Source organism: Agrobacterium cavarae (assembly GCF_004310285.1).
GTDB lineage: Bacteria > Pseudomonadota > Alphaproteobacteria > Rhizobiales > Rhizobiaceae > Agrobacterium > Agrobacterium cavarae.
In genome coordinates this window covers 1-20843 of record NZ_SISF01000028.1, presented here as the reverse complement: position 1 = coordinate 20843, position 20843 = coordinate 1, and the positions used below count along the sequence as shown (strand labels likewise).

Below are 20843 nucleotides of genomic sequence, written 5' to 3'. Positions count from 1 at the left end.
TTTCCTCTCAATACGCCGGTTCGATTTAGGACTGGGTTGAGGCGATCAGGATCGCCGCCATGTAGATGACGAATGCCAGGATGCCGATGCCTGCGATCACCAGCACAATGCCTTTGCCCGCCTTGCGTTTTTCGCCTTTGTTCTCATTCGCCTGCGTGGGAAAATGGACCGGATCTGTTTCTCTAATCTGTGTCATCTGATCGCCCTTCTTGAAAATCTCGTCATTCAGGAAAGGCGCCAAAGCAGCAAAGGTTCCTATATTTACTGTTTGAGACTCCAGATTGTCGCATGCGCAACGGCCCCCTCAAGAGTTTTCAGGTGGGCTGCGCGCACCGGCTTGAAGCTGGCGATGCGCTTGGTGCCGACGTAGCGTCCCCGGTCGGCAAACACCTCGATCGATCCGTAATCGACAAAGATGCGCAGGCGATAGGGGCGTGCCCCTTCGGAGACATAACGCGGCGATGCACCGTCGCGACCGTCCTCGTGGCGAATCCAGAGACCGGTTTCGTCACAGACGACACCGAGCCTCACATCTGGATGGTCGAATTCCAGATCGAAGGGCAGGCCAGGCTTGTTGAGTTCGAACAGCAACTCCACCGCACCCGTGGAGAGATCGACCCGGTCGCCAGCCGCCAGTCTCGTGCGGTCCAGAATGCGATGCCGCAGGCTTTCCGCCGCCCCGATCGGCGGTGTGAGAAGTGCGCCGTTGGAAAAATGCAGCCGCCGCGGGAGGGTCATGGAGGTCGGGAAGTCTATCTCGGGTGTTGCATCCGCCCAATTCGCCAACCAGCCAATGCCGACGATGCTATCGCCATCGAGAAACGCCTGGAAGGCATAATTGTCGGTGCCGAAATCGAGCTCCTGGCCAAATTCCTTGACAAACTTCTTGCCATCAAACCAGCCGACATCGGCCATGGTCAGGTTCTTCCGTCCCGTGGCGGGATCTTCCGAATGCATCAGGCCATAGGTCAGGACCCAGCGTGTGGAGCGGGCATTGGCCGGTCCATCGAGCGGAAGCAGGCAGGGGCACTCAATCGCTGTGGTCTTGTAGCGGGTCTCCACCCAGAGCTTGCCCACATAGGTCCAGCCGGAAGCGGCTGTTGGGTCCTGCGTTTCATAAAGCAGGATGACGCCGCCGCTGTCGCTCTGGCTGCCGAGCAGCATCTTCCAGAGGCCATCGGGGCCGCGCACCACATAAGGGTCGCGAAAGTCCGGCGTCAGCCCTTGCCCATCGGGCCGGTGGCCGAGAATGACCTCCGCCTGGCCCGCCATGATCAGATCGGGGGAGGTGGCGGTGAGCTGGATCTGTTGCTCGGGCACACGGTCCTGCACCTGTTCGGTGAAGAAGACGCGAATACCGGTTCCTTCCACAAGCGGGATGGTAGATCCGGAATAGGCACCGCCGCGCTTGTCCGGCCGCGTCGTCAGATCTTCGGACGGGAAGAGGAAGATGGGCAGGTGTCGCCAGCGCAGATAATCCGACGAGATCGCATGGCCCCAATGCATCGTGTTCCAGCGAAGCCCATGCGAGTAATGCTGGTAGAAAAGATGCGGGTGTCCCTCGAACCGTCCAAACCCGTTTGGGTCATTCATCCAGCCGAAGGGTGGGCGGAAGTGATAGCTGTCCGGCAGATCCGGTGGGGCATTGTCCGGCTTGGTGTGGACGACGGTAATGCCGGTCTCCAGCACATCGGAGGCGGTGAACCAGTAGATCACCGAGACGGCGGTCGTCATCGTGTCATAGGCGATATCGACGCGCCCGCCGCCAAACACCTGATAGATGCGAAAACTGTACTCTTCCAGATTGGAGGTGGAGACTTCGCCGAACTTGCCATTGGCGTTTGAAAACGAGACAGCACCTGCAACATCCGGCTTCTTCGCCTTGAGCCAGACATGGAATGTGGCATTGACGGGAAGATCGGTGTGAATGGTACGGATCGCGCTTTCGCTCTCGGTTGGCGCAGCGATGTCATTCATTCCACTATCCTTTCTTTGCAAACCAAGCTCAGAATAGGAATGAAAATGGCAGGTTAAAGTTCATCCTCAAAAACGGCCGGGCAGTATTCCCGCGTGGTGAAGACCAATCCATAGGTGCCGCTGGCTGACCTGTTCGGATATTGGTATTATCTTGAACACTGGCAAAGCCGGGCTTCAGACCCAATATAGGGGCAAAAGGGAGCAAGCCCGTGATCCGTTTCGATAATTCCTATGCCCGCCTGCCGGAGCGCTTTACCGCTGCCGTTCTTCCTACTCCGGTCAAGGCGCCGCAGCTCATCGCCTTCAATCGGCCCTTGGCGGAAGAGCTTGGTCTTGACGTAGAGGGCATGGACGACGAGCGGCTGGCGGCGATCTTCTCTGGCAACGCCGTACCCCAGGGGGCCGAACCTTTGGCAATGGCTTATGCCGGACATCAGTTCGGTAATTTCGTGCCCCAGCTCGGGGACGGCCGCGCCATTTTGTTAGGCGAGGTGATCGACACCAAAGGCAGGCGGCGGGACATTCAATTGAAAGGTTCTGGCCCGACGCGCTTCTCCCGCAGGGGAGATGGCCGTGCGGCGCTAGGACCGGTTCTTCGCGAATATATCGTTTCCGAGGCAATGTTCGCGCTCGGCATTCCCGCGACCCGTGCTCTGGCAGCAGTGACGACAGGCGAACGCGTTCAGCGCGAAATTGGTCTGCCAGGCGGCGTCTTCACCCGCGTTGCAGCAAGCCACATCCGCGTCGGCACCTTCCAGTTTTTTGCCGCGCGCGAAGATACCGAAGCGTTGAAGGCGCTATCCGACCACGTCATCGATCGGCACTATCCAGAGGCCCGACAATCGGAAACGCCCTATCTCGCCATGCTGCAGGCCATTGCCGAGAGGCAATGCGACCTGATCTGCCGCTGGCTGATGGTGGGCTTCATCCATGGGGTGATGAACACCGACAATATGGCCGTATCCGGTGAAACCATCGACTTTGGCCCCTGCGCCTTCATGGATGAGTACCATCCAAACAAAGTGTTTTCCTCAATCGATGCCCAGGGCCGTTACGCCTACAACAACCAGCCCGGCATCGCCCAATGGAACATTGCAAGGCTTGCCGAATGCCTGATCCCGCTTCTGGATGAGGATCAGGACAAGGCCGTCGATATGGCCAATGGCGTCCTGGCGGATTTCGCCAAGGCGTTTCCGAAACGCTGGCTTTCCGGCATGCGCACCAAACTCGGGCTTCAGACTGAGGCAGAGGGTGACGAGCAGTTGGTCCAGGATCTCCTGGCGCTGATGAAGCGCTCAGAGGTGGACTACACCCTGACCTTCCGCAGGCTCTGTGATGCGGCAAGCGGCAACGCCGAGCCGTTCCGCGGCATGTTCATCGACCTCACCGCTGCGGACGAATGGTTGGAGCGCTGGAAGAAGCGCGCCGCCCAGGAGAGCCGTTCAGGCGAGGAGCGTGCAGACGCCATGCGCGCCGTCAACCCGGCCATCATTCCGCGCAACCACAGGATCGAGGAAGTGATTGCCGCGGCTGTTGAGGATAATGATTTTGCGCCGTTCCACGAGATGATAAAGGCGACCGCCCGTCCTTTCGAAGAACTGCCGGAATTCTCTGTCTACATGCAAGCGCCGATGAACCATGAGAGGGTCTTCAGAACCTTTTGCGGAACCTGAGAAAGCGAATGGGATAGTAGTTGCTTATCTGCAACCATATCTCAATGATTTCATATCGTTATTGTCGTTCCGTCATTTGCCCCGTAATCCTTCTCGAAGAGGGATTTCGGGGTGACGTCGTATGAGCAGCAGGTTTCATGGCCTTTCGGCATTTCCGCTGACGCCAGCAGATGAGGATGGTCGCGTCGATGTGGAAGCGCTGTCTCGCCTGATCGAAAGGCTGGATGCGGCAGGCGTCGATTCCGTCGGACTTCTCGGCAGTACCGGCAGCTATGCTTATCTCAGCCGCGAAGAGCGCCTACGCGCCGTTCAGGCAGCCGTCGAATGCCTGAAAGGCAAACGCACACTCATCGTCGGGGCAGGGGCGCTGCGCACGGATGAGGCTTTTGCACTGGCGCAGGATGCCGAAAAGGCAGGTGCCGATGCGCTTTTGCTGGCACCTGTCTCCTACACGCCTTTAACTCAGGAAGAGGCGTATCATCACTTCGCCGCGGTCGCTGGCTCCACGGCGCTGCCGCTCTGCATATACAACAATCCGTCCACTACACATTTCACCTTTGGTGAAGAGCTGCTGGTGCGGCTTGCCTATATTCCCCATATCCTTTCGGTGAAAATGCCGCTGCCTTCGGACATGCAGTTCAAGGCGGAACTGGAACGAATACGTCCACGCCTCGGAGAGGGTTTTGCCATTGGCTATAGCGGAGACTGGGGCTGCGCCGACGCGTTGCTACAGGGGGCGGATAGCTGGTACAGCGTGATTGCCGGGCTTCTGCCCGTTCCGGCGCAGCGTCTCTTCACCGCTGCCAAGGCGGGGAACAAGGCGGAGGTGCAGCGCTTGCAGACGTTCTTTGAACCACTCTGGGCGCTCTTCAAGACCTTTGGCAGCTACCGCGTGATCTACACGGCTGCAAATCTCCTCTCGCTCACCCACCGCCAGCCGCCGCTGCCCATCATGCCGCTCGGTGTCAGCGACACGCAGCGTGTCGAGGAAGCGCTGGCGAAGCTCGCCGAACTGGACGCGCTGCCGGCAGCAACGCCATAATTCCGGCGTTTTGAGAGCCGCATTGCCAAGTGAAATTTGATCGAAAGCCCGTCTGATATGTTGAAGCCTATTGCCCTTGCCGCTCTGTTTGCGACCCTCGCCATGCCAGCCTTTGCCGGAACGGGGCTTCTGGAGCCGAGCCTCAGAATGCCTGTTTCGAAGGCGCAGGCAAAGGGTGCGCTGGTGCGCGTCGCCATCACGCTGGATGCATGCATGGGCAAGACCGATTTTCGTATTCTCAACACGCTCGTGCAGGAAAAGATTCCGGCGACCATCTTCGTTACGGCCCGCTGGCTGAAACACAATAGCGATGCTCTCGCGATCCTGATGGCCCACCCGGATCTTTTCGAACTGGAAAACCACGGCGAAAATCATATCCCGGCGGTGGACAAGCCGGTGTCGATCTATGGCATTGCAGCGGCCGGTTCCGAGCAGGCCGTCGTTCAGGAGGTCGAGGGTGGCAGGCAGGCCATTCTTGCTGCGACCGGCCGGCAGCCGCAATGGTTTCGCGGCGCCACGGCAAAGTATACCAACACCTCCATGACCACGATCAACCAACTCGGCGAGCGCGTGGCCGGCTACTCCATCAATGGCGACGGCGGGTCGCTTCTGGGAAGCGCGATGACGGCAAAGCATATTGCCTCGGCGAAGGATGGCGATGTGGTGATCTCGCACATCAACCAGCCGACCCATGAGGCAGGCGAGGGTGTGGTGAAAGGTCTACTGGCATTGAAGGCGCGCGGCGTGACCTTCGTGCGGCTGGACGATCCCGCCTTCAATCCACCTTCCAACTGACCAAGTAGGCCCGACTGATCAGTCTGGCAGGTTTGGTACGACCCGACGCGAGGGGAAGAGTTCGCGCGCAATCGTCATGCCGATGAGCGACAGCGGCAGTGCGAGCATCGCGCCCGCTGCGCCCCACATCCATGTCCAGAAGATGATGGCAACGAAGACGAGGAATGGGTTGATCTCCATGTTCTTGCCGACGACCGCCGGGAAGACCAGGTTTTCCATCAGCAAGTGGATGGTGAAGAAGACGATGGAGGGAAGCAGCGCGAGAAACAGGTTGTCATGCGTGATGATGCCCGCAATCGCCAGCGCCAGCGTCATCGCCGTGATGCCGATAAACGGGACGAAGCTGGAGAGAAACGCGAAGAGCCCCCAGAGAAACGGCATGGCCAGACCACCGAGGAACGCGATCACCACCATGGAAACGCCAAGAGCTGCATAGAGCAGCGATGCGGTGGCGAAGTAGGAGCCCAGAACGTTTTCGATGGAGGCAATGGTGCGGATGGTTCTAAGCCGCTGATGGCGCTGCGGAAAGGCCATGATGACCGCTTTACGCAGTCGCAGACGGCTGTAGAGAAAAAGCAGCAACGCCGCGAAGAACATCAGGCCCTGCACGATAGCGGGCGTCAGGTTGGCACCCACCACCGATATGATTTCACCGCTGCGCGAGATCAGCGATTCCATCGAAATGTTGCCGAGGTTGAATGTAGCTGAGGAAATGTTCACCCATCGCCAGCCCTGCAGATAGGGCAGGAAGCGATCAAGCGTCCGTTCAAGCAGCGCCGGACCTTCATTCGCGAGCGCCGATAGAGGCTCTACTAACGAGTTGATGACGAGAAACAGAACGAGCGCCACCGCCGATGACAGAATGAGGGCGACGGCGAAACCTGGGATGCCGTAGGAGCCGAGCTTTTCCGCTGCAACACCGAGGATCATCCCGACGACGATCGCCATGACGATGGGGATGAGGACGAGAGAAAGCGCGTGGATCACGCTCATCAGAACGATGACGAAGAGGCCGACGACCGACCATGCGACGGCCACATCGAGCGCTTCACGCCCGAGCGGTTGCTGGCTGCGGGCATCGTCCTGCGCCGTGGCGAGCGCGCTTTTGAGAACCGGGTCGCGATTTTGCTCGATGGGAAGCGCTTCGGCTTTCTTCTTTTTCTTCCGGCTGAAAACGTGGTTGTTCATCTTTTTCCCGACCCCTCATGGAGAGCTATAACTCTCCGTGCGGGTCGCAGTTCCAGAACCGCTAAAATAAGGAAAGGGAACGTGATTTGCGCCCTTTTCAAGCCGTCAAAGCGTGTCGCGATCTTTCCACTTCGCTTCCGGTGGCCACGCGTTAGGCAGACAGCTTCAAACCGATGCCCCAAGGATCTTTTACGGCAATCCCGTCGCTCTGACGCTCGGTCGGAATTTCCAGTCGGTCCAGTGCGGCAAGTGCCGTGTCGAGGGTTTCTTTCTCGTTGAATTTCAAAGAGTAGCCCGACAGTCCTGTCATATTCTCTTTGCGCGTTTCGGCGCCCCTGCTGTTCCAGATATTGGCTGCCACATGGTGGTGATAGGCACCGTAGCCGAAGAAACTGGCACCGGGATAATGTGCCATGATCTTCAACCCGAGAACATCCTGATAGAACGCATCCGCTTGCGGCAGTGCGCCGACCTGAAGATGAATATGGCCGATTGCCGTGCCGTCGGCGGCCTGCCGGAATGGGGTTTTGCCGGCGCTCCCATAGAGTGCCTGGAGATCAAGCCTCTTCGTTGCCATCTCCACCGTTCCGTCGGGCTGGTAGTTCCACTCATCCGGTTGCCGGTCGCGATAGACCTCGATGCCGTTTCCTTCCGGATCGGACAGATAGATCGCCTCGCTGACGAGGTGATCCGACGCACCCTCAAGCCGAATATTGTTATGCGCCACATGCGCGAGCCAGTCCGCCAAGGCATTACGGCTTGGCAGGAGGAAGGCGGTATGGAAAAGGCCGGCTGCGGTAGCCGGCGCTTTCGCGGCATCGCTGGACGTTGTCAGCGTCAAGAGCGGCAAACCATTGACGCCAAGAACCTCACCGCTGGCACTATTGTCGATAACCGAAAGGCCGATGATGTCCTGATAGAAGCGGGAGACCTGACCGAGATCTTTCACCACCAGATGCGCCTGTCCCACATAGCCGGGGCGGGTGAAGGCAAACTGCTTTTCAGTGTCCATTGGAACATCTCCATTTCGTTCGCTGGGCCGCGAAGTTGTTGACCTCAATATGGAGACAGTCGATCGTTCCGAGAAGCTCACCATTCGGCGATAAACTGTCTAATAATCGTTGACAGCAACGCGTTCGGACTTGACGTCCGTTATGGCGAAATTTTCCTGGAGAGATTATGATTACAGGCAGGAAGCATCAGAATTGCTTCCAAACCAAGGGAGCATGCCATGTACGGAAAAATCCTGGTACCTGTCGATCTCAGCAACGCCAACAAGGCAGAGCGCGCGGTGAAAAAGGCCGAGGCGCTTCTCGATCAAGGCGGCCAGATCGTGCTGATGAATGTGGTGGAAGATCTGCCGGGCTATCTGGCAATCGATGTGCCGATGGACATCATCGAAAATGCGGTGAAGGACGCCAAGAGCCAGCTCGCTGTTTTGAAGGCGAAGTCGCCGCATATTTCTTTGACGGAAATTCGAAGCGGTGCTCCAGCCCGTGAAATTCTGGCGTTCGCGGAAGAGATCGGTGTGGATCTCATCATCATCTCCTCGCACACGCCGGATTTCACCAACTATTTCATCGGCTCCACGGCAGATCGCGTGGTACGTCACGCCAAATGCTCGGTACTGGTGGACCGTTAAACCCGTCTCCGGTTTTGCAACAGGCAGGAACGGAAAGTGAAGTCTGACGCCGCCCGTCGTCTTGTTCCCGTCTCATAATGGCGTCATGATGTGGCGACGACAGACGGGAAAACGAAATGAGCGAGCTTTGGCCTTTTGGCCGCCGGTATGACCTTCATGAAATTGTAGCCGATGGCATCGTGCATGGCGTCGGCATTGCATTTGCCCTTGTGGGGGCAACCGCGCTCATTTTCTACGTGACCCTTTGGGGCAGCCTCAGCGCAATTGCAGCGGCATGGATCTACGCGCTTGGGCTTATTCTCTGTCTCTCGATTTCCTTCACCTACAACATCTGGCCGCATTCGCGGGCGAAGTGGCTGCTTCGCAGGCTCGATCATTCGGCAATTTTCATCTTGATTGCCGCCACTTACACGCCTTTTCTCCAGCGCGGCATCGAAGATCCTATGATTGCGCTGACGCTCGCCGGGATCTGGATGGCGGCTCTCGGCGGTATTTTCCTCAAATGCTTCTATCCCGGACGATATGACCGGCTGGCAATCCTGCTTTATCTCGGGATGGGATGGAGCGGGGTGATGGTGGCGGAGCCTCTGTCGAACCATCTGGCACCGATCACCATGTGGCTGATCGTCATCGGCGGCATGATCTACTCCATGGGCGTGATCTTCCACGTTTGGGAACGCCTGCGGTTCCAGAACGCCATCTGGCATGGCTTCGTGGTGGTGGCCGCTGCAGTCCATTACTCCGCGGTGATGACGAGCTTCAGCCTCACGCCGGTGATCGGCTCCTGATCCTGCCATTCGCTTAAAGCCTTCCGAAAATCGCTTCACACGCTCTGCCTTGATCCCTATGGTCGGGGTAGACATTGATACGAAGCGGATATCGAGAATGAGCATTCAACTGCGCGACGCCACCGTCGAAGACCTAGCCGGCATCATGGAAATTTACAATGATGCCGTGGAGAACACGACCGCCATCTGGAATGAAATCCTGGTGGATCTCGATAACCGCAAGGAATGGTTCAAGCTGCGCAAGGAGCGCGGTTTTCCAGTAATCGTGGCGCTCAAGGACGGCGCTGTCTTAGGCTACGCCTCGTTTGGCGACTGGCGCGCATTTGACGGTTACCGCCACACGCGCGAACATTCGGTCTATGTGCATAAGGACGCGCGCGGCCACGGTATTGGCAGGCTGCTGATGCTGTCGCTGATCGAACACGCGAAGGCCGCCGGCGTGCATGTGCTGATCGGGGCCATCGAGTCCGAAAACGTCGCTTCCATTCGTCTTCACGAAAAGCTCGGCTTCCGCATTGCAGGTCAATATTCAGAAGTCGGCAAGAAATTCGGCAGATGGCTGGACCTCACCACGATGGAACTCAGGGTCCCCTCATAAGCGGCTACAGCGCCGTGCGTCCTGACGGACGCACCAACGACGCTTCCCTTTTTGAATCTACGTATCGTGCTTTCCGAAAATCGAGTCCGATTTTCGGGCCGTTGCTGTAGAGCTGAACCTGCCGCGATAGGCGGCAGGCGTGGTGGAAAACTGTTGGCGGAAGTGGTGGCGCAGATTGGCGGTAGAGCCAAGCCCGCAGATCTCGGCAATTGCCTCGATCGTTAGTGCCGATGTTTCCAGCAGATCCTTGGCCTTTGAAAGCCTCTGCAGCAAAAGCCACTTTGCTGGCGTGGTGCCTGTTGCCGCCTCGAAGCGGCGCAGCAGAGTCCGCGCACTCATGCCTGCCATGTCGGCGAGTTGGGCAACCGTAAAACTCTTGCTGAGATCGGCCTTCATCGTATCGAGCAGTGGCCCAAGCCTTGCCTTTTCATGAAGCTCAGGCACGGCCTTATCGATGAACTGCGCCTGTCCGCCATCACGATGAGGCGGCACCACCAGGCGACGTGCCACCATATTGGCAGCCTTCGTGCCAAAGTCGCGACGGATCAGATGCAGGCAGAGATCGATGCCTGCCGCACTTCCGGCGGAGGTTAGCACTGTGCCTTCATCGACATAGAGCACATCCGGCAGAACCGTGATGTCCGGATAACGCTCCTTCAGGGCCTCGGTGTAACGCCAATGGGTGGTCGCACGCTTGCCGTCGAGCAACCCGCTTGCTGCCAGAACGAAGACGCCGGAACAGATGGAAAGCAGCCGTGCGCCATTCGCATGAGCCCTCTGCAACGCCGCGCAAAGTGCGTCCGGAACGGGCGCATCCATCCCGCGCCAGCCAGGCACAATGATGGTGCCCGCCTGTTCGACAAGCTCCAAGCCGCCATCGGCCGTAAAGCGTACCCCACCTGTTGCGCGCATCTCTCCGTCATCCACCGCGGCAACCGCAAAGCGATACCAGTCGTCTCCCATTTCTGGGCGAGCAAGACCGAAGACTTCGACGGCAACGCCGAATTCGAAGGTGCAAAGCCCGTCATAGGCAAGCGCCACGACGAGCCGGTTCGGAGTGCTTCTGGGGGTTGGATGGTTTGTCATGATCTTTACGATATATGGCAATCCTGCCATCTGCCAAGGAGGAAAAGCACGATCTAAACTGCGGACACTTGATAAGAAGGAGACGAACCTTGAGCTATGTCACTGAAATACCGGCGGCTCCCGCTGAGATCGTTATCGACCATTTCTCGCAGCGGCTTTCGGTCGAGACCGATTGCTGGGATGTTTTTGCGTCCATGGAGAAGGGTGAACAGGATTTCGTGCTTCTGCATGTCGTCGGTTCGCCGGCGGTATTTGCAAAGCGGCACCTGCCGGGCGCCATCCATCTTCGCCATGTGGATATGACGGCAGAACGCATGCGGGCATGGCCGGAGGACACGTTCTTCGTCGTCTACTGTGCCGGCCCGCATTGCAATGGCGCGGATCGGGCGGCCCTGAACCTCGCCCGGCTTGGGCGCAAGGTGAAGATCATGATCGGTGGCATGACCGGCTGGGCAGATGAAGGTTTTGCCTTCATGACCGCCTGAAGAAGACGGGCAGCAAGAAGGGCTGCCCGTCTCAAATGCTTTGGCTAAGCGGCGGATGCTTGTTCCGCATCATCATTGACCGGCCCGATAGCGGCGAGCAATTCGGCATCCTCACCAATGCCGGCATTCGGCGTCGTCAGCAGCGTATCGCCATAGAAGATCGAGTTGGCGCCCGCCATGAGGCAGAGGATTTGTGCCTCTCGGGTCAGGCTGGAGCGACCGGCCGACAGGCGCACGGTGGATTGCGGCATGACAAGGCGTGCGGTTGCCACCATGCGCACCAGTTCCAGCGGATCGATGCGTTCTCGCTTGGCAAGTGGCGTGCCTTCGACGGGGACCAGCGCGTTGATAGGCACACTTTCCGGGTGAGGTGCGAAGCCCGCCAGAACCTGCAGCATGGCGGCGCGATCGCGAATGCTTTCGCCCATGCCGATAATCCCGCCGCTGCATAGTTCGACGCCTGTGGCGCGAACGGTGGAAAGCGTCTCCAGGCGATCCTGATAGGTTCGGGTGGTGATGATGCGGCTATAAAATTCCGGGCTGGTATCGAGATTGTGGTTATAGGCGGTCAAGCCCGCGTTGGCCAGGCGCTCGGCTTGGTGCGGTTTCAGCATGCCGAGCGTGACGCAGGCTTCCATGTCGAGGCGGCGCACGCCTTCCACCATTTCGATGACCGCATCGAACTCCTTGCCGTCACGCACCTGCCGCCAGGCAGCCCCCATACAGAAACGCTCCGCACCCGCAGCTTTGGCCGTTGCTGCCATCGCCAGCACCTTTTGAGGCTCCATCAGCAGATCGCGGGTCAGATCCACCTCGCGATGATGGGCCGATTGCGGGCAGTAGGCGCAATTTTCCGGACAGCCACCCGTCTTGATCGACAGGAGGCTCGCCTTCTGCACCCGGTTCGGGTCGTGATACTGCCGGTGAACCGCATTGGCGCGGCCCACAAGTTCCAGAAGCGGAAGCCGATAGAGCGAGGCAATCTCGTCGACGCTCCAGTCATGCCGGATGACGCCGTCCTGTTTCGCATCCTCAGTCATTCGCAGCTTTCTCCAATTCCTTGACCTTGGGGAGAAGCGTCGAAGCAGCCGCGACAACGCCGATCTTGACGAGGTCGCCCAGGATAAAGGGCGCAACGCCGACGGACAGCACCTTTGCGGCAGGAACGAAGGCCACCAGCCATGCCAGGCCGCAAGCATAGACCACGACAAGTCCCGCCAGCATGGCAAACACACGCCGCAATAATGTCCCGTTCTGGGCAAGCCATCCCGTCAGCCAGGATGCCACGAGGAAGCCGGCAAGATATCCGCCGGTCGGCCCGATCATGTAGGCGAGACCGATACCGCGTTCGGGGGACCCTGAGAAAACCGGCAGTCCTGCAGCACCGGTTGCCAGATAGGCGATGAAGATCGCGCAGGCCATACGCGGCCCAAGTGCGACGGCAAAGCCCATCACCGCCAACGTATGAAGCGTCATCGGCACCGGCCAGAAGGGAACCTGCGTCTTCGCTGCGAGCGTCATCAACGCCACGCCAGCGACGATCATAAGAGCCTGGCGAGACAAGCTGCGTGTTACGGGAAGGAAGGCAGAAATGTCAGTTCTGATCATGGCACTCTCAAATTATAGATAATTCATTGATAGAATTTAGCTTAGTGAGAGTCTCGAAAGAGTCAAGACGCTAAAAAATGGCTGAAAATGCAAAATTATCTATAAAATTTGTTTGACCAAAGAGCCGCGTGCACTTGAATGGAGACAGGAGGTCCGATCCAGGAGCGTGGCAAATGGAGCTGGGAGTGCTTGAATACGGGAAGAACAGGATGCCGAGGCGAATACGTCTCGCGGATTGAGCGTGAGAGCTCTGCAACTTTCGTTGGGAGACGTCGTCCAAATTGTTTTGGTTAAAGAGACGGTGCGCCCCGGAGGAGCATCGGCGACAGGAGTATGCCCTATTGAGGGGACTCCTGTGTGCCTGAAGGCTGGACATTCCAGCTTCAAAGTAAAAGGCGGGCGATCGCACGCCGGCCCTCACAATCATTCTTACGCTTGTGGTTCGAACACCATGGAATGGCCGTTGATGCAATAGCGCAGGCCGGTCGGTGGTGGGCCGTCAGGGAAGACGTGGCCCAGGTGACCGCCGCAATTGGCGCAGCGGATTTCCGTGCGCACCATGCCATGGCTGATATCGCGATGCTCGGTGACCGCATCCGGCTTGACGGGTTCGAAATAGCTCGGCCAGCCGCAACCGGCATCGAATTTGGTGTCTGAGATGAACAGCGCTTCGTCACAGGCAGCGCAACGGTACAGGCCTTTTTCAGTGCTATTCCAATAGGGGCCGGTGAAGGCGCGTTCGGTGCCGTGTTCGCGCAGGATTCGATACTGTTCCGGCGTGAGTTGTTCGCGCCATTCGGCATCGGTCTTGGTAATTTTCGGAGATTTGAGATCGCTCATCAGAGGCCCCTTTCTGTTGCCGAAGATATAGGGATGCTGCTTTGCTATTAAAAGAGGGACAAATCGGCGTGTAGTCTGTCCTTTTCGTGGCTCAAAGGGTTGAGAGGTCTCGACCTTTCCCATAATTCAGTCTGTTCTGATAGAGAGTCAGCTTTTGGCTCTTAAGGGGAGGCAAGATGGCATTCGGTGTCACGTCGCTGACATTCATCGCACTTTTTTCGCCATTCCTGGCGGCGCTGCTCGCGCCCCCGCTGGTTGGAAAACTTGGCGTCAAGGCTGCCTGGCTGCTGGCGCTCATTCCTGCATTTGCCTTTGTCCATTTCTTAGGCTTCCTTCCCGAGATCGCGGCAGGCGAGGTGGTGACCGGTGGTTACGTCTGGGTGCCGAGCTTCAATCTCAGTTTCTCCTGGTTCATTGACGGTCTTTCCCTGACCTTTGCGCTGCTGATCACCGGCATCGGCACTCTGATCGTGCTCTATGCCGGCGGCTATATGGCTGGGCATCCGCAGCAGGGTCGCTTTCTCGCTTTCCTTTTTCTCTTCATGGGAGCGATGCTTGGCGTCGTCGTCTCCGACAGCCTGATGATGCTGTTCGTCTATTGGGAACTGACGTCTATCACCTCTTTCCTGCTGATCGGCTTCGATCATGAGAGAGAAGCGTCACGCCGGGCAGCACTTCAGGCGCTCGTTGTCACCGGTGGTGGTGGTCTGGCGCTTCTGGCAGGCCTCATCTTCATCTGGAACATGAGCGGCACGACCCAGCTTTCGCTGCTGGTTCATGGCGGCGATGTGCTGCGCCAAAGCCCGTTCCACTTTGCGGCACTGCTGTTGGTCCTCGGCGGCGCCTTCACGAAATCCGCGCAGTTTCCCTTTCACTTCTGGCTCCCCAACGCCATGGAAGCGCCGACACCAGTGTCGGCCTATCTACATTCCGCCACCATGGTGAAGGCGGGTGTCTATCTCCTGATGCGGCTCAATCCTGTTCTCGGCGACACGGCGGCCTGGCAAATTCTGCTGCCCTTCTTCGGTGGGCTGACAATGCTGATCGGTGCGCTGATCGCCATCCGCCAGACCGACCTTAAACTGATGCTCGCCTATACGACGGTATCCTCGCTTGGCCTTCTGGTCATGCTGATCGGTTTCGGATCGGAGCATGCGCTCGAAGCGGCGGTGCTTTACCTCGTGGCGCATTCATTGTTCAAGGGCGCTCTCTTCATGGTCGCTGGCATCATCGATCACGAGACCGGAACCCGGGATGTGCGCCAACTCGGCGGCTTGCGAAAAGTGATGCCGATCACCTTCGTTGCGGCTCTAGCCGCAGCACTCTCCATGGCCGGACTGCCACCCTTCTTGGGCTTCCTGGCGAAGGAGGAAATCTATTCCGCCTTGGCGCATGCCAATCCGCGGGCCATCCTCTTCACCGGCGTAGCGATCATCGGCAATGCCCTGATGTTGGCGATCGCTCTCGCCGTTGGCCTCAAACCCTTTATCGGCATCGCGCCGCGGACACCGAAGATGGCACACGAGGCGCCGCTGCTTCTGTGGCTCGGACCGGCTGTGTTGGCCCTTTCAGGACTTCTCGCGGCGGTGTTTTCCAGTTCGTTTCACTCTGCCGTCTCCACGCCGATGGCAACGGCGATCGCCGACCAGCCACGCATGGTGGACATATCGCTGGTGCCGCATGTCGGTGTCCCGCTGGCGCTGTCGCTCTTCACCATCGGTCTTGGGATCATGATCTTCACGATGCTGGGTACGGCACGCTCTCTGATGGATCGCACCCTGCGGGCCATCGGCCCTGGACCGGACAAGGGGTTCGACGCTTTCATCTCCGCGCTCGTCCGCATCTCTTTCGTCTTGACCCGCGTGCTTCAACCCGGCCGACTGGAATTTTACATCACTGCCACCTGCGCCATGATCGCGGTGGCATTGCTGGTACCACTTTTCGTCTATGGCGAACTGCCCGCGGTGCCCAAATGGCCACAGGATGCGCAAATCCATGAACTGACCTTCATCGCCATCGCCGTGATTGGCCTCATTGCGGTGCTGATGGCGGCGAGCCGATTAACGGCGATCATCGCGCTCGGCATCCAGGGCTTCGCAGTTGCCGTTCTCTTTCTGTTGTTTGGCGCGCCGGACCTCTCCTTCACCCAGTTCATGGTGGAGACACTGTCGGTGGTGATCCTGACGCTCGTCATGACGCGGTTGCGTCTATCGCCTTCGGATCATCGTGGGCTCGGCCAGAAGCTTCTCGATGGAACGATCGCGATTGCATGCGGCGCGGGTTTTGCTCTGATGCTGTTGAAATCCACCGAGCAGAGCTTCGACAACAGCCTGACGGCGTTCTTCAACGCCTATTCCAAGATCATCGCGCATGGAAACAATGTCGTGAACGTCATCATCGTCGACTTTCGCGGAACAGATACGCTCGGCGAAATCGCAGTGGTGATGATCACGGCACTCGCCGTTCTGGCACTGATCCGTATTCGTCCGGGAGCGCCATTGCGCCCTCGGGACAACAATCCGGATGATGAATATGAACACGCCGGGAAGGGCAGGGCATGAACACGCTGATCTTCAGAACCGCAGCGCCCGTCATCACCAGCCTGATGACGCTGTTTTCCATCTTCGTTCTGCTGCGCGGCCATAACGCGCCAGGCGGTGGCTTCATCGGCGGATTGATCGCCGTCTCGGCGCTGGCGATCTACGGTATTGCCTTCGGCGTCGAAACCGTGCGGCGCGCCATCATCTTTCATCCGCTCTCGATTGCCGGTTTTGGCCTGCTGATCGCGACGCTTTCCGGTATGATGTCCCTCGTCGTCGACGTTCCCTTCATGACTGGCCTTTGGATCTATCCAAGCCTCTTCGGTGTCGAAGTGCCGCTCGCGACCGTCATCTCCTTCGATATCGGCGTCTATCTCGTCGTGGTCGGCGGCTTCACCTCCATCGCACTTGCGCTGGAAGAAAAGGATCGCGACTGATGGAAGCGATATTCTCTATCCTCGTCGGCATCTTCTTCTCGACTGCGATCTATCTCATGCTGTCGCGTCACAGTGTGCGCCTTCTGCTTGGCATTGCGATCCTCGGCAACGCCGTCAATCTTCTGCTCTTCACTGCCGGGCGCCTGCATCGCGAGGTGCCACCCATCATTCCCGCTGGCCTTGACGTATTGCCACCGGATACGGCCAATCCATTGCCCCAGGCGCTCATCCTAACGGCGATCGTCATCTCCTTCTGCTTCTTCTGTTTTCTGCTGGTGCTGGTCTGGCGGGCCTTCCAGGAGTTGAAGACCGACGACACGGATGAGATGCGCGCAGCCGAACCGCAAACCGAACCGCTTCCGCCGGTGGGGTACTGAATGCCCGCGCAATTGCTTCTCACCGCATCCGGCCCAACAGCAAGTGTGGATCTCTCGGCTGCACTCGTCATGCAGCCCACCACCTTTGCCGATTGGCTGATCGTGCTGCCTGTGGCGCTTTGCATCGGTCTTGGTGCGGTGCTGATGATGATCCGCCACCAAACCCGCCTCCACGCACCGATCGCAATTGCAGGACTTGGCATCCTCGTCGGGCTGGATGCCGCACTGGCCTGGCGTGTCGCCTTGAATGGCCCCTTCACCATGGTCATGGGGCGCTGGCTTCCGCCCTTCGGCATCGCCTTTACCGCGGATCTGACGGGAGCATTGTTCGCGTTGACCGGAGGTATCGTGGCGCTGGTTTGCGCCATTCACGCGGCGCGCGATGTCGATGCATCGGGGAGGCGGTACGGCTTCTACCCATTTCTGATGCTGTTGATGGCGGGCGTTACCGGCGCCTTTCTCACCGGCGACATCTTCAACCTCTATGTCTGGTTTGAAGTGCTGCTCGTCTCCTCCTTCGGCCTCATCGTGCTTGGCTCCACGCGCGAACAGATCGATGGTGCGCTCAAATATGCCATCCTCAATCTCATCGGCACGACGCTGTTCCTGATCGCCGTTGGCTATCTCTATGCCATCTTCGGCACGCTCAACATGGCCGACATCGCCATGAAGTCCACGGCAGTCGGCGAGACCGCGCCGCTGATCACTCTGGCTTCGTTGTTCACTCTGGCATTCGCCATGAAGGCGGCTGCCTTTCCGGTCAATTTTTGGCTACCCGCGTCCTACCACACGCCGAAAATTGTAGTCTCCGCACTCTTTGGCGGCCTGCTGACGAAGGTCGGCATCTACGCCCTGTTGCGCGTCATGGTCATGCTGTTTCCGGTCCAGCGGGAGGAGCTGAGTTTCGTCATTGCCATCTCGGCTGCCTTGACGATGATCCTCGGTGCCATGGGCGCTCTTGCCCAGAACGATCTGCGCCGCATGCTCGGCTATATCGTCATTTCCGGCATCGGCTACATGATGGCGGGTATTGCGATCGGCACCCAGGCGGCACTCAGCGGCGTGGTGTTCTATGCGCTGAACTCGATCGTGCTGATGACCGCGCTCTACCTCGCTGTCGGCCACACCGCGCGGCTTGGCGGTGCCTGGACATTGTCCGGCCTCGGCGGGCTTTACGCCAAGGCCCCCTGGTTCTCGGCCATGGTGCTGGCACTCTTCTTCGCCGGTGCGGGCTTGCCGCCCTTTTCCGGTTTTTGGCCAAAAGCCATGCTGACGAAATCCGCCATCGATATCGGTGCATGGTGGCTTGCTGCCGCCATTCTCGTCGCGGGCTTCATCTCCACCATCGCCTTAGCAAGGGCGTTTCTTCTCTGTTTCTGGAGACCATCAACGGCTAACGCGCCACGCGCCGTCGCGGATATGAAAGGGCCGTCGATGATGCCCGTCGCAGTTCTGACGGCGCTGATCATCGCCGTCGGGCTTTTCCCGGAATCCCTAATGAAACTCAGCGAAGATGCCGCTGGCACTCTTGGCGATCCATCCGCCTATATCCGCTCGGTCTTTCCGGAAGGGGCGCTTCGATGAATCTCTTTCTCACAGGCGCGCTTTTTGTCATCATCTGGCTTGCGATTTCGGGCAGCTACACGCTTCCCAATCTGCTTCTTGGCACTGTCATTGCGGGCCTGTCGCTCGGCCTTGTCCGCCATCAGATGATCAGGAGCGATAGCAGACGGGTCCATCTCATTCCGCTTCTGGGGCTGATCGTGCTGTTCATCAAGGAACTGGCACTGTCGGCATGGACCGTCGCGAAGCTGGTCGTTCAGCCAAGGATGGAATTGAAGCCCGGCATCTTTGCCTATCCGCTCGCCGTTCAGAGTGATTTCGAAATCGCTCTTCTGGCCAATCTCATTACCTTAACGCCCGGCACGCTGTCGGTCGATGTGAGCGGGGATCGCAAGGTGCTCTATGTCCACGCGCTGGACTGCAGCAATGTTGAGGCGACCAGACGGTCGATTGCCGACGGGTTCGAGCGCAAGATCATGGAGGCCTTCACGAGATGACGCCGGAACTCCTCGTTTCCTACGCTTCTTTTGCGGCTCTCCTGATACTGTGCGTCGCCTTCTTGCTCACCGTCTACAGGGTGACTGTCGGCCCGACACTGCCGGATCGCGTTGTCGCTCTCGATATGCTGGTGGGAATCGCCATCGGCTTCATTGCAGTCATCGCGATTCGCACCGGCTTCAACCTTTATGTCGACATCGCGGTCGCACTTTGCCTGGTCGGTTTTCTGGCGACAGTGGCTTTTGCACGCTTCATTTTGTCGCGCCAACCTGAAAATGGGCTGAGGAAAAGGCAAATTCTTGACGGCACGGACGTTCTTGCAGCGCCTCCGGCACTACGAAATGTAACGGGTGAAGTCGCAAATAGGTCAGCCAAAGGTCGAAGAAAAAAAGCGAAGGGCAAGACAAAATGAATTGGACAATCGCTCTGGTTGTGACTGTGCTGTGTATTGGGGGTGCCCTGTTTTCGCTCACTGCCGCGATCGGCCTTAACCGCCTTCCGGATTTCTATACTCGGATGCACGCTGCCTCAAAAGCAGGCACCGTCGGTTCCGGCCTGCTTCTTCTCGCAGTTGGCCTTTATTCCCAAGAGCTTGCGGTATTTGGATGCGCTTTCGTCGGCTTCCTCTTTGTTGTTTTGACTGCTCCAATATCGGCACATTTGCTTGCTAAATCCGCGCATCTCGCTGGATATAAATTGTCTTTTCACTCTGTCAAAGACGACCTGGAAGCAGATCGAAAGTCCAACTAGAAAAACATCTTCGCCCTAAACTTGTATGCTTTTCTTCTACTGAAAAATTTTGTTACCCGTTATTTTTTATATATGAGTTTCTGTGAAACTTGCCTGAGTTGTTCCAAAATAATATCTGGACTTTTTTTGGTTTGGTGCTATCCACGATACGCAAAGTTGCTGATGTTGATTTGCTTTTCGTTATTGGCGTTCCGCCGCTGCCTACATTGGACTGGAAAGTCTTGCTGGGCGATTTGCCGGAAATACAGTCACGGATGACGTAAATCGCGTCAGTATATTCCATCTTTTCTGCATGAGGCTCGGGGCTGGCTTCGTGTCATAGACACAAGTGCAGTTTCGCTGGCCTACTTTGCTTTACTGGCGCATGTGGCTTTGCCCGTCGCTACGCGTGACATGAACAGGAGACATTAAATGACGGAAACTACATATGGCGGAGCGCAGAATCTGCTCGTTGAGCTGACTGCGGACATTGTTGCCGCATATGTTAGCCACCACGTCGTTCCGGTTGCGGAACTTCCAAGCCTGATTTGCGACGTCCACAACGCGCTGAACGGCACGTCTGCCCCGGCAGTGGCATCGGTCAGCGTCGAAAAGCAGAAGCCTGCGGTTTCTGTTCGCAAGTCGGTGCAGGATGATCAGATCATCTGCCTGGAATGTGGCGGTTCTTTCAAGTCGCTCAAGCGTCATCTGACGACGCATCACAACATCACCCCGGAAGAGTACCGCGAAAAGTGGGATCTTGCAGTGGATTATCCGATGGTTGCCCCGGCCTACGCCGAAGCGCGTTCGCGCTTGGCAAAGGAAATGGGTCTTGGCCAGCGCCGCAAGTCTGGCCGCTGATCATTTTCGCAATCACCATTGGCGAAAACACAAAGCCGACCTCAGGGTCGGCTCAGACCGTTGACAAACCCGTCGATTTTTTTGGCGGGTTTTTCTGTTTTAGGATGATGCTGTTT

The 20843-nt window shown here is 58.0% G+C and carries 23 protein-coding genes; 15 read left to right on the top strand and 8 right to left on the bottom strand.

What is annotated here, in order from left to right:
- Positions 1-25 precede the first annotated feature (25 nt).
- Both EYC79_RS23425 and EYC79_RS08890 read right to left on the bottom strand, forming a co-directional pair.
- Positions 26-196, bottom strand: coding sequence for a hypothetical protein (locus EYC79_RS23425; protein WP_165456988.1), 171 nt, complete (start codon positions 194-196; stop codon positions 26-28).
- Between the two features lie 65 nt (positions 197-261).
- Positions 262-1977 carry a GH32 C-terminal domain-containing protein gene (locus EYC79_RS08890; protein WP_130977741.1) on the bottom strand — a complete coding sequence of 572 codons (1716 nt, stop codon included), beginning with the start codon at positions 1975-1977 and terminating at the stop codon, positions 262-264.
- A 212-nt stretch (positions 1978-2189) separates the two neighbouring features.
- Between EYC79_RS08890 and EYC79_RS08885 the strand changes: the two genes are divergently transcribed.
- The 3 genes from EYC79_RS08885 (at position 2190) to EYC79_RS08875 (ending at position 5487) form a co-directional block, all read left to right on the top strand.
- Positions 2190-3650, top strand: a complete 1461-nt coding sequence (locus EYC79_RS08885) for a protein adenylyltransferase SelO (protein WP_130977873.1) — start codon at positions 2190-2192, stop codon at positions 3648-3650.
- Between the two features lie 121 nt (positions 3651-3771).
- On the top strand, positions 3772-4692 hold the full coding sequence (locus tag EYC79_RS08880; protein ID WP_130977740.1) for a dihydrodipicolinate synthase family protein: 921 nt from the start codon (positions 3772-3774) through the stop codon (positions 4690-4692).
- Between the two features lie 57 nt (positions 4693-4749).
- Positions 4750-5487, top strand: a complete 738-nt coding sequence (locus EYC79_RS08875) for a polysaccharide deacetylase family protein (RefSeq protein ID WP_130977739.1) — start codon at positions 4750-4752, stop codon at positions 5485-5487.
- An 18-nt stretch (positions 5488-5505) separates the two neighbouring features.
- Here the strand turns inward: EYC79_RS08875 and EYC79_RS08870 are convergent, their stop codons facing one another.
- Both EYC79_RS08870 and EYC79_RS08865 read right to left on the bottom strand, forming a co-directional pair.
- Positions 5506-6675: an AI-2E family transporter gene (locus EYC79_RS08870; RefSeq protein WP_062425762.1), complete on the bottom strand. Its 1170-nt coding sequence runs from the start codon at positions 6673-6675 to the stop codon at positions 5506-5508.
- A gap of 151 nt (positions 6676-6826) precedes the next feature.
- The gene (locus EYC79_RS08865; protein ID WP_130977738.1) at positions 6827-7687 is read right to left on the bottom strand and encodes a VOC family protein; all 861 of its coding nucleotides are present in this window, start codon (positions 7685-7687) and stop codon (positions 6827-6829) included.
- A gap of 219 nt (positions 7688-7906) precedes the next feature.
- Here EYC79_RS08865 and EYC79_RS08860 point away from each other — a divergent pair, with 219 nt between their 5' ends.
- The 3 genes from EYC79_RS08860 to EYC79_RS08850 all read left to right on the top strand — a co-directional run bounded on the left by EYC79_RS08860 (position 7907) and on the right by EYC79_RS08850 (position 9703).
- Positions 7907-8317, top strand: a complete 411-nt coding sequence (locus EYC79_RS08860) for a universal stress protein (RefSeq protein WP_062425760.1) — start codon at positions 7907-7909, stop codon at positions 8315-8317.
- A 116-nt stretch (positions 8318-8433) separates the two neighbouring features.
- Positions 8434-9105 carry a PAQR family membrane homeostasis protein TrhA gene (gene trhA / locus EYC79_RS08855; protein ID WP_062425759.1) on the top strand — a complete coding sequence of 224 codons (672 nt, stop codon included), beginning with the start codon at positions 8434-8436 and terminating at the stop codon, positions 9103-9105.
- Between the two features lie 97 nt (positions 9106-9202).
- A complete protein-coding gene (locus EYC79_RS08850) occupies positions 9203-9703 on the top strand; it encodes a GNAT family N-acetyltransferase (RefSeq protein WP_130977737.1) in 501 nt (166 codons plus the stop codon).
- A gap of 57 nt (positions 9704-9760) precedes the next feature.
- On the opposite strand, the gene ftrA is transcribed toward EYC79_RS08850, so the two are convergent.
- Positions 9761-10789, bottom strand: a complete 1029-nt coding sequence (ftrA, locus tag EYC79_RS08845) for a transcriptional regulator FtrA (protein ID WP_245495233.1) — start codon at positions 10787-10789, stop codon at positions 9761-9763.
- A gap of 89 nt (positions 10790-10878) precedes the next feature.
- On the opposite strand from ftrA, the gene EYC79_RS08840 reads away from it, so the two are divergent.
- Positions 10879-11274: a rhodanese-like domain-containing protein gene (locus EYC79_RS08840; protein WP_130977735.1), complete on the top strand. Its 396-nt coding sequence runs from the start codon at positions 10879-10881 to the stop codon at positions 11272-11274.
- A gap of 44 nt (positions 11275-11318) precedes the next feature.
- On the opposite strand, the gene bioB is transcribed toward EYC79_RS08840, so the two are convergent.
- The 3 genes from bioB to msrB form a co-directional block, all read right to left on the bottom strand.
- Positions 11319-12314, bottom strand: coding sequence for a biotin synthase BioB (gene bioB, locus EYC79_RS08835; RefSeq protein ID WP_130977734.1), 996 nt, complete (start codon positions 12312-12314; stop codon positions 11319-11321).
- On the bottom strand, positions 12307-12882 hold the full coding sequence (locus tag EYC79_RS08830; protein WP_130977733.1) for a biotin transporter BioY: 576 nt from the start codon (positions 12880-12882) through the stop codon (positions 12307-12309). Before EYC79_RS08830 ends, bioB begins: the two co-directional genes overlap by 8 nt.
- Before the next feature lie 429 nt (positions 12883-13311).
- On the bottom strand, positions 13312-13722 hold the full coding sequence (msrB, locus tag EYC79_RS08825; protein WP_062425754.1) for a peptide-methionine (R)-S-oxide reductase MsrB: 411 nt from the start codon (positions 13720-13722) through the stop codon (positions 13312-13314).
- A gap of 176 nt (positions 13723-13898) precedes the next feature.
- Between msrB and EYC79_RS08820 the strand changes: the two genes are divergently transcribed.
- From EYC79_RS08820 to EYC79_RS08785, 8 genes are all read left to right on the top strand, one after another.
- On the top strand, positions 13899-16283 hold the full coding sequence (locus EYC79_RS08820; protein ID WP_130977732.1) for a putative monovalent cation/H+ antiporter subunit A: 2385 nt from the start codon (positions 13899-13901) through the stop codon (positions 16281-16283).
- On the top strand, positions 16280-16699 hold the full coding sequence (locus EYC79_RS08815; RefSeq protein WP_062438122.1) for a Na(+)/H(+) antiporter subunit B: 420 nt from the start codon (positions 16280-16282) through the stop codon (positions 16697-16699). The genes EYC79_RS08820 and EYC79_RS08815 overlap by 4 nt, the downstream gene beginning before the upstream one ends.
- Positions 16699-17076 carry a Na+/H+ antiporter subunit C gene (locus tag EYC79_RS08810; RefSeq protein WP_130977731.1) on the top strand — a complete coding sequence of 126 codons (378 nt, stop codon included), beginning with the start codon at positions 16699-16701 and terminating at the stop codon, positions 17074-17076. Before EYC79_RS08815 ends, EYC79_RS08810 begins: the two co-directional genes overlap by 1 nt.
- Positions 17077-18660 (top strand): Na+/H+ antiporter subunit D, encoded by a 1584-nt coding sequence (locus EYC79_RS08805; protein WP_130977730.1) that lies wholly within the window; start codon positions 17077-17079, stop codon positions 18658-18660.
- Positions 18657-19136 carry a Na+/H+ antiporter subunit E gene (locus EYC79_RS08800; protein ID WP_130977729.1) on the top strand — a complete coding sequence of 160 codons (480 nt, stop codon included), beginning with the start codon at positions 18657-18659 and terminating at the stop codon, positions 19134-19136. The genes EYC79_RS08805 and EYC79_RS08800 overlap by 4 nt, the downstream gene beginning before the upstream one ends.
- On the top strand, positions 19133-19549 hold the full coding sequence (locus tag EYC79_RS08795) for a cation:proton antiporter (protein ID WP_111847716.1): 417 nt from the start codon (positions 19133-19135) through the stop codon (positions 19547-19549). Before EYC79_RS08800 ends, EYC79_RS08795 begins: the two co-directional genes overlap by 4 nt.
- Positions 19546-19887: a monovalent cation/H(+) antiporter subunit G gene (gene mnhG / locus EYC79_RS08790; protein WP_130977728.1), complete on the top strand. Its 342-nt coding sequence runs from the start codon at positions 19546-19548 to the stop codon at positions 19885-19887. Before EYC79_RS08795 ends, mnhG begins: the two co-directional genes overlap by 4 nt.
- Before the next feature lie 411 nt (positions 19888-20298).
- Complete coding sequence (locus tag EYC79_RS08785) at positions 20299-20727, top strand: Ros/MucR family transcriptional regulator (protein WP_130977727.1); 429 nt, start codon at positions 20299-20301, stop codon at positions 20725-20727.
- Positions 20728-20843 lie beyond the last annotated feature (116 nt).

What these genes read in the sequence shown, in the direction of transcription:
- EYC79_RS08860 (WP_062425760.1), top strand. Translation starts at nt 7,907, where the DNA reads ATGTACGGAAAAATCCTGGTACCTGTCGATCTCAGCAACGCCAACAAG.
- EYC79_RS08795 (WP_111847716.1), top strand. Translation starts at nt 19,133, where the DNA reads ATGACGCCGGAACTCCTCGTTTCCTACGCTTCTTTTGCGGCTCTCCTG.
- EYC79_RS08805 (WP_130977730.1), top strand. Translation starts at nt 17,077, where the DNA reads ATGCCCGCGCAATTGCTTCTCACCGCATCCGGCCCAACAGCAAGTGTG.
- EYC79_RS08850 (WP_130977737.1), top strand. Translation starts at nt 9,203, where the DNA reads ATGAGCATTCAACTGCGCGACGCCACCGTCGAAGACCTAGCCGGCATC.
- EYC79_RS08785 (WP_130977727.1), top strand. Translation starts at nt 20,299, where the DNA reads ATGACGGAAACTACATATGGCGGAGCGCAGAATCTGCTCGTTGAGCTG.
- EYC79_RS08865 (WP_130977738.1), bottom strand. Translation starts at nt 7,687, where the DNA reads ATGGACACTGAAAAGCAGTTTGCCTTCACCCGCCCCGGCTATGTGGGA.
- EYC79_RS08815 (WP_062438122.1), top strand. Translation starts at nt 16,280, where the DNA reads ATGAACACGCTGATCTTCAGAACCGCAGCGCCCGTCATCACCAGCCTG.
- EYC79_RS08880 (WP_130977740.1), top strand. Translation starts at nt 3,772, where the DNA reads ATGAGCAGCAGGTTTCATGGCCTTTCGGCATTTCCGCTGACGCCAGCA.
- EYC79_RS08890 (WP_130977741.1), bottom strand. Translation starts at nt 1,977, where the DNA reads ATGAATGACATCGCTGCGCCAACCGAGAGCGAAAGCGCGATCCGTACC.
- bioB (WP_130977734.1), bottom strand. Translation starts at nt 12,314, where the DNA reads ATGACTGAGGATGCGAAACAGGACGGCGTCATCCGGCATGACTGGAGC.
- EYC79_RS08870 (WP_062425762.1), bottom strand. Translation starts at nt 6,675, where the DNA reads ATGAACAACCACGTTTTCAGCCGGAAGAAAAAGAAGAAAGCCGAAGCG.
- EYC79_RS23425 (WP_165456988.1), bottom strand. Translation starts at nt 196, where the DNA reads ATGACACAGATTAGAGAAACAGATCCGGTCCATTTTCCCACGCAGGCG.
- mnhG (WP_130977728.1), top strand. Translation starts at nt 19,546, where the DNA reads ATGAATTGGACAATCGCTCTGGTTGTGACTGTGCTGTGTATTGGGGGT.
- EYC79_RS08830 (WP_130977733.1), bottom strand. Translation starts at nt 12,882, where the DNA reads ATGATCAGAACTGACATTTCTGCCTTCCTTCCCGTAACACGCAGCTTG.
- EYC79_RS08820 (WP_130977732.1), top strand. Translation starts at nt 13,899, where the DNA reads ATGGCATTCGGTGTCACGTCGCTGACATTCATCGCACTTTTTTCGCCA.
- trhA (WP_062425759.1), top strand. Translation starts at nt 8,434, where the DNA reads ATGAGCGAGCTTTGGCCTTTTGGCCGCCGGTATGACCTTCATGAAATT.
- EYC79_RS08800 (WP_130977729.1), top strand. Translation starts at nt 18,657, where the DNA reads ATGAATCTCTTTCTCACAGGCGCGCTTTTTGTCATCATCTGGCTTGCG.
- EYC79_RS08875 (WP_130977739.1), top strand. Translation starts at nt 4,750, where the DNA reads ATGTTGAAGCCTATTGCCCTTGCCGCTCTGTTTGCGACCCTCGCCATG.
- msrB (WP_062425754.1), bottom strand. Translation starts at nt 13,722, where the DNA reads ATGAGCGATCTCAAATCTCCGAAAATTACCAAGACCGATGCCGAATGG.
- EYC79_RS08810 (WP_130977731.1), top strand. Translation starts at nt 16,699, where the DNA reads ATGGAAGCGATATTCTCTATCCTCGTCGGCATCTTCTTCTCGACTGCG.
- ftrA (WP_245495233.1), bottom strand. Translation starts at nt 10,789, where the DNA reads ATGACAAACCATCCAACCCCCAGAAGCACTCCGAACCGGCTCGTCGTG.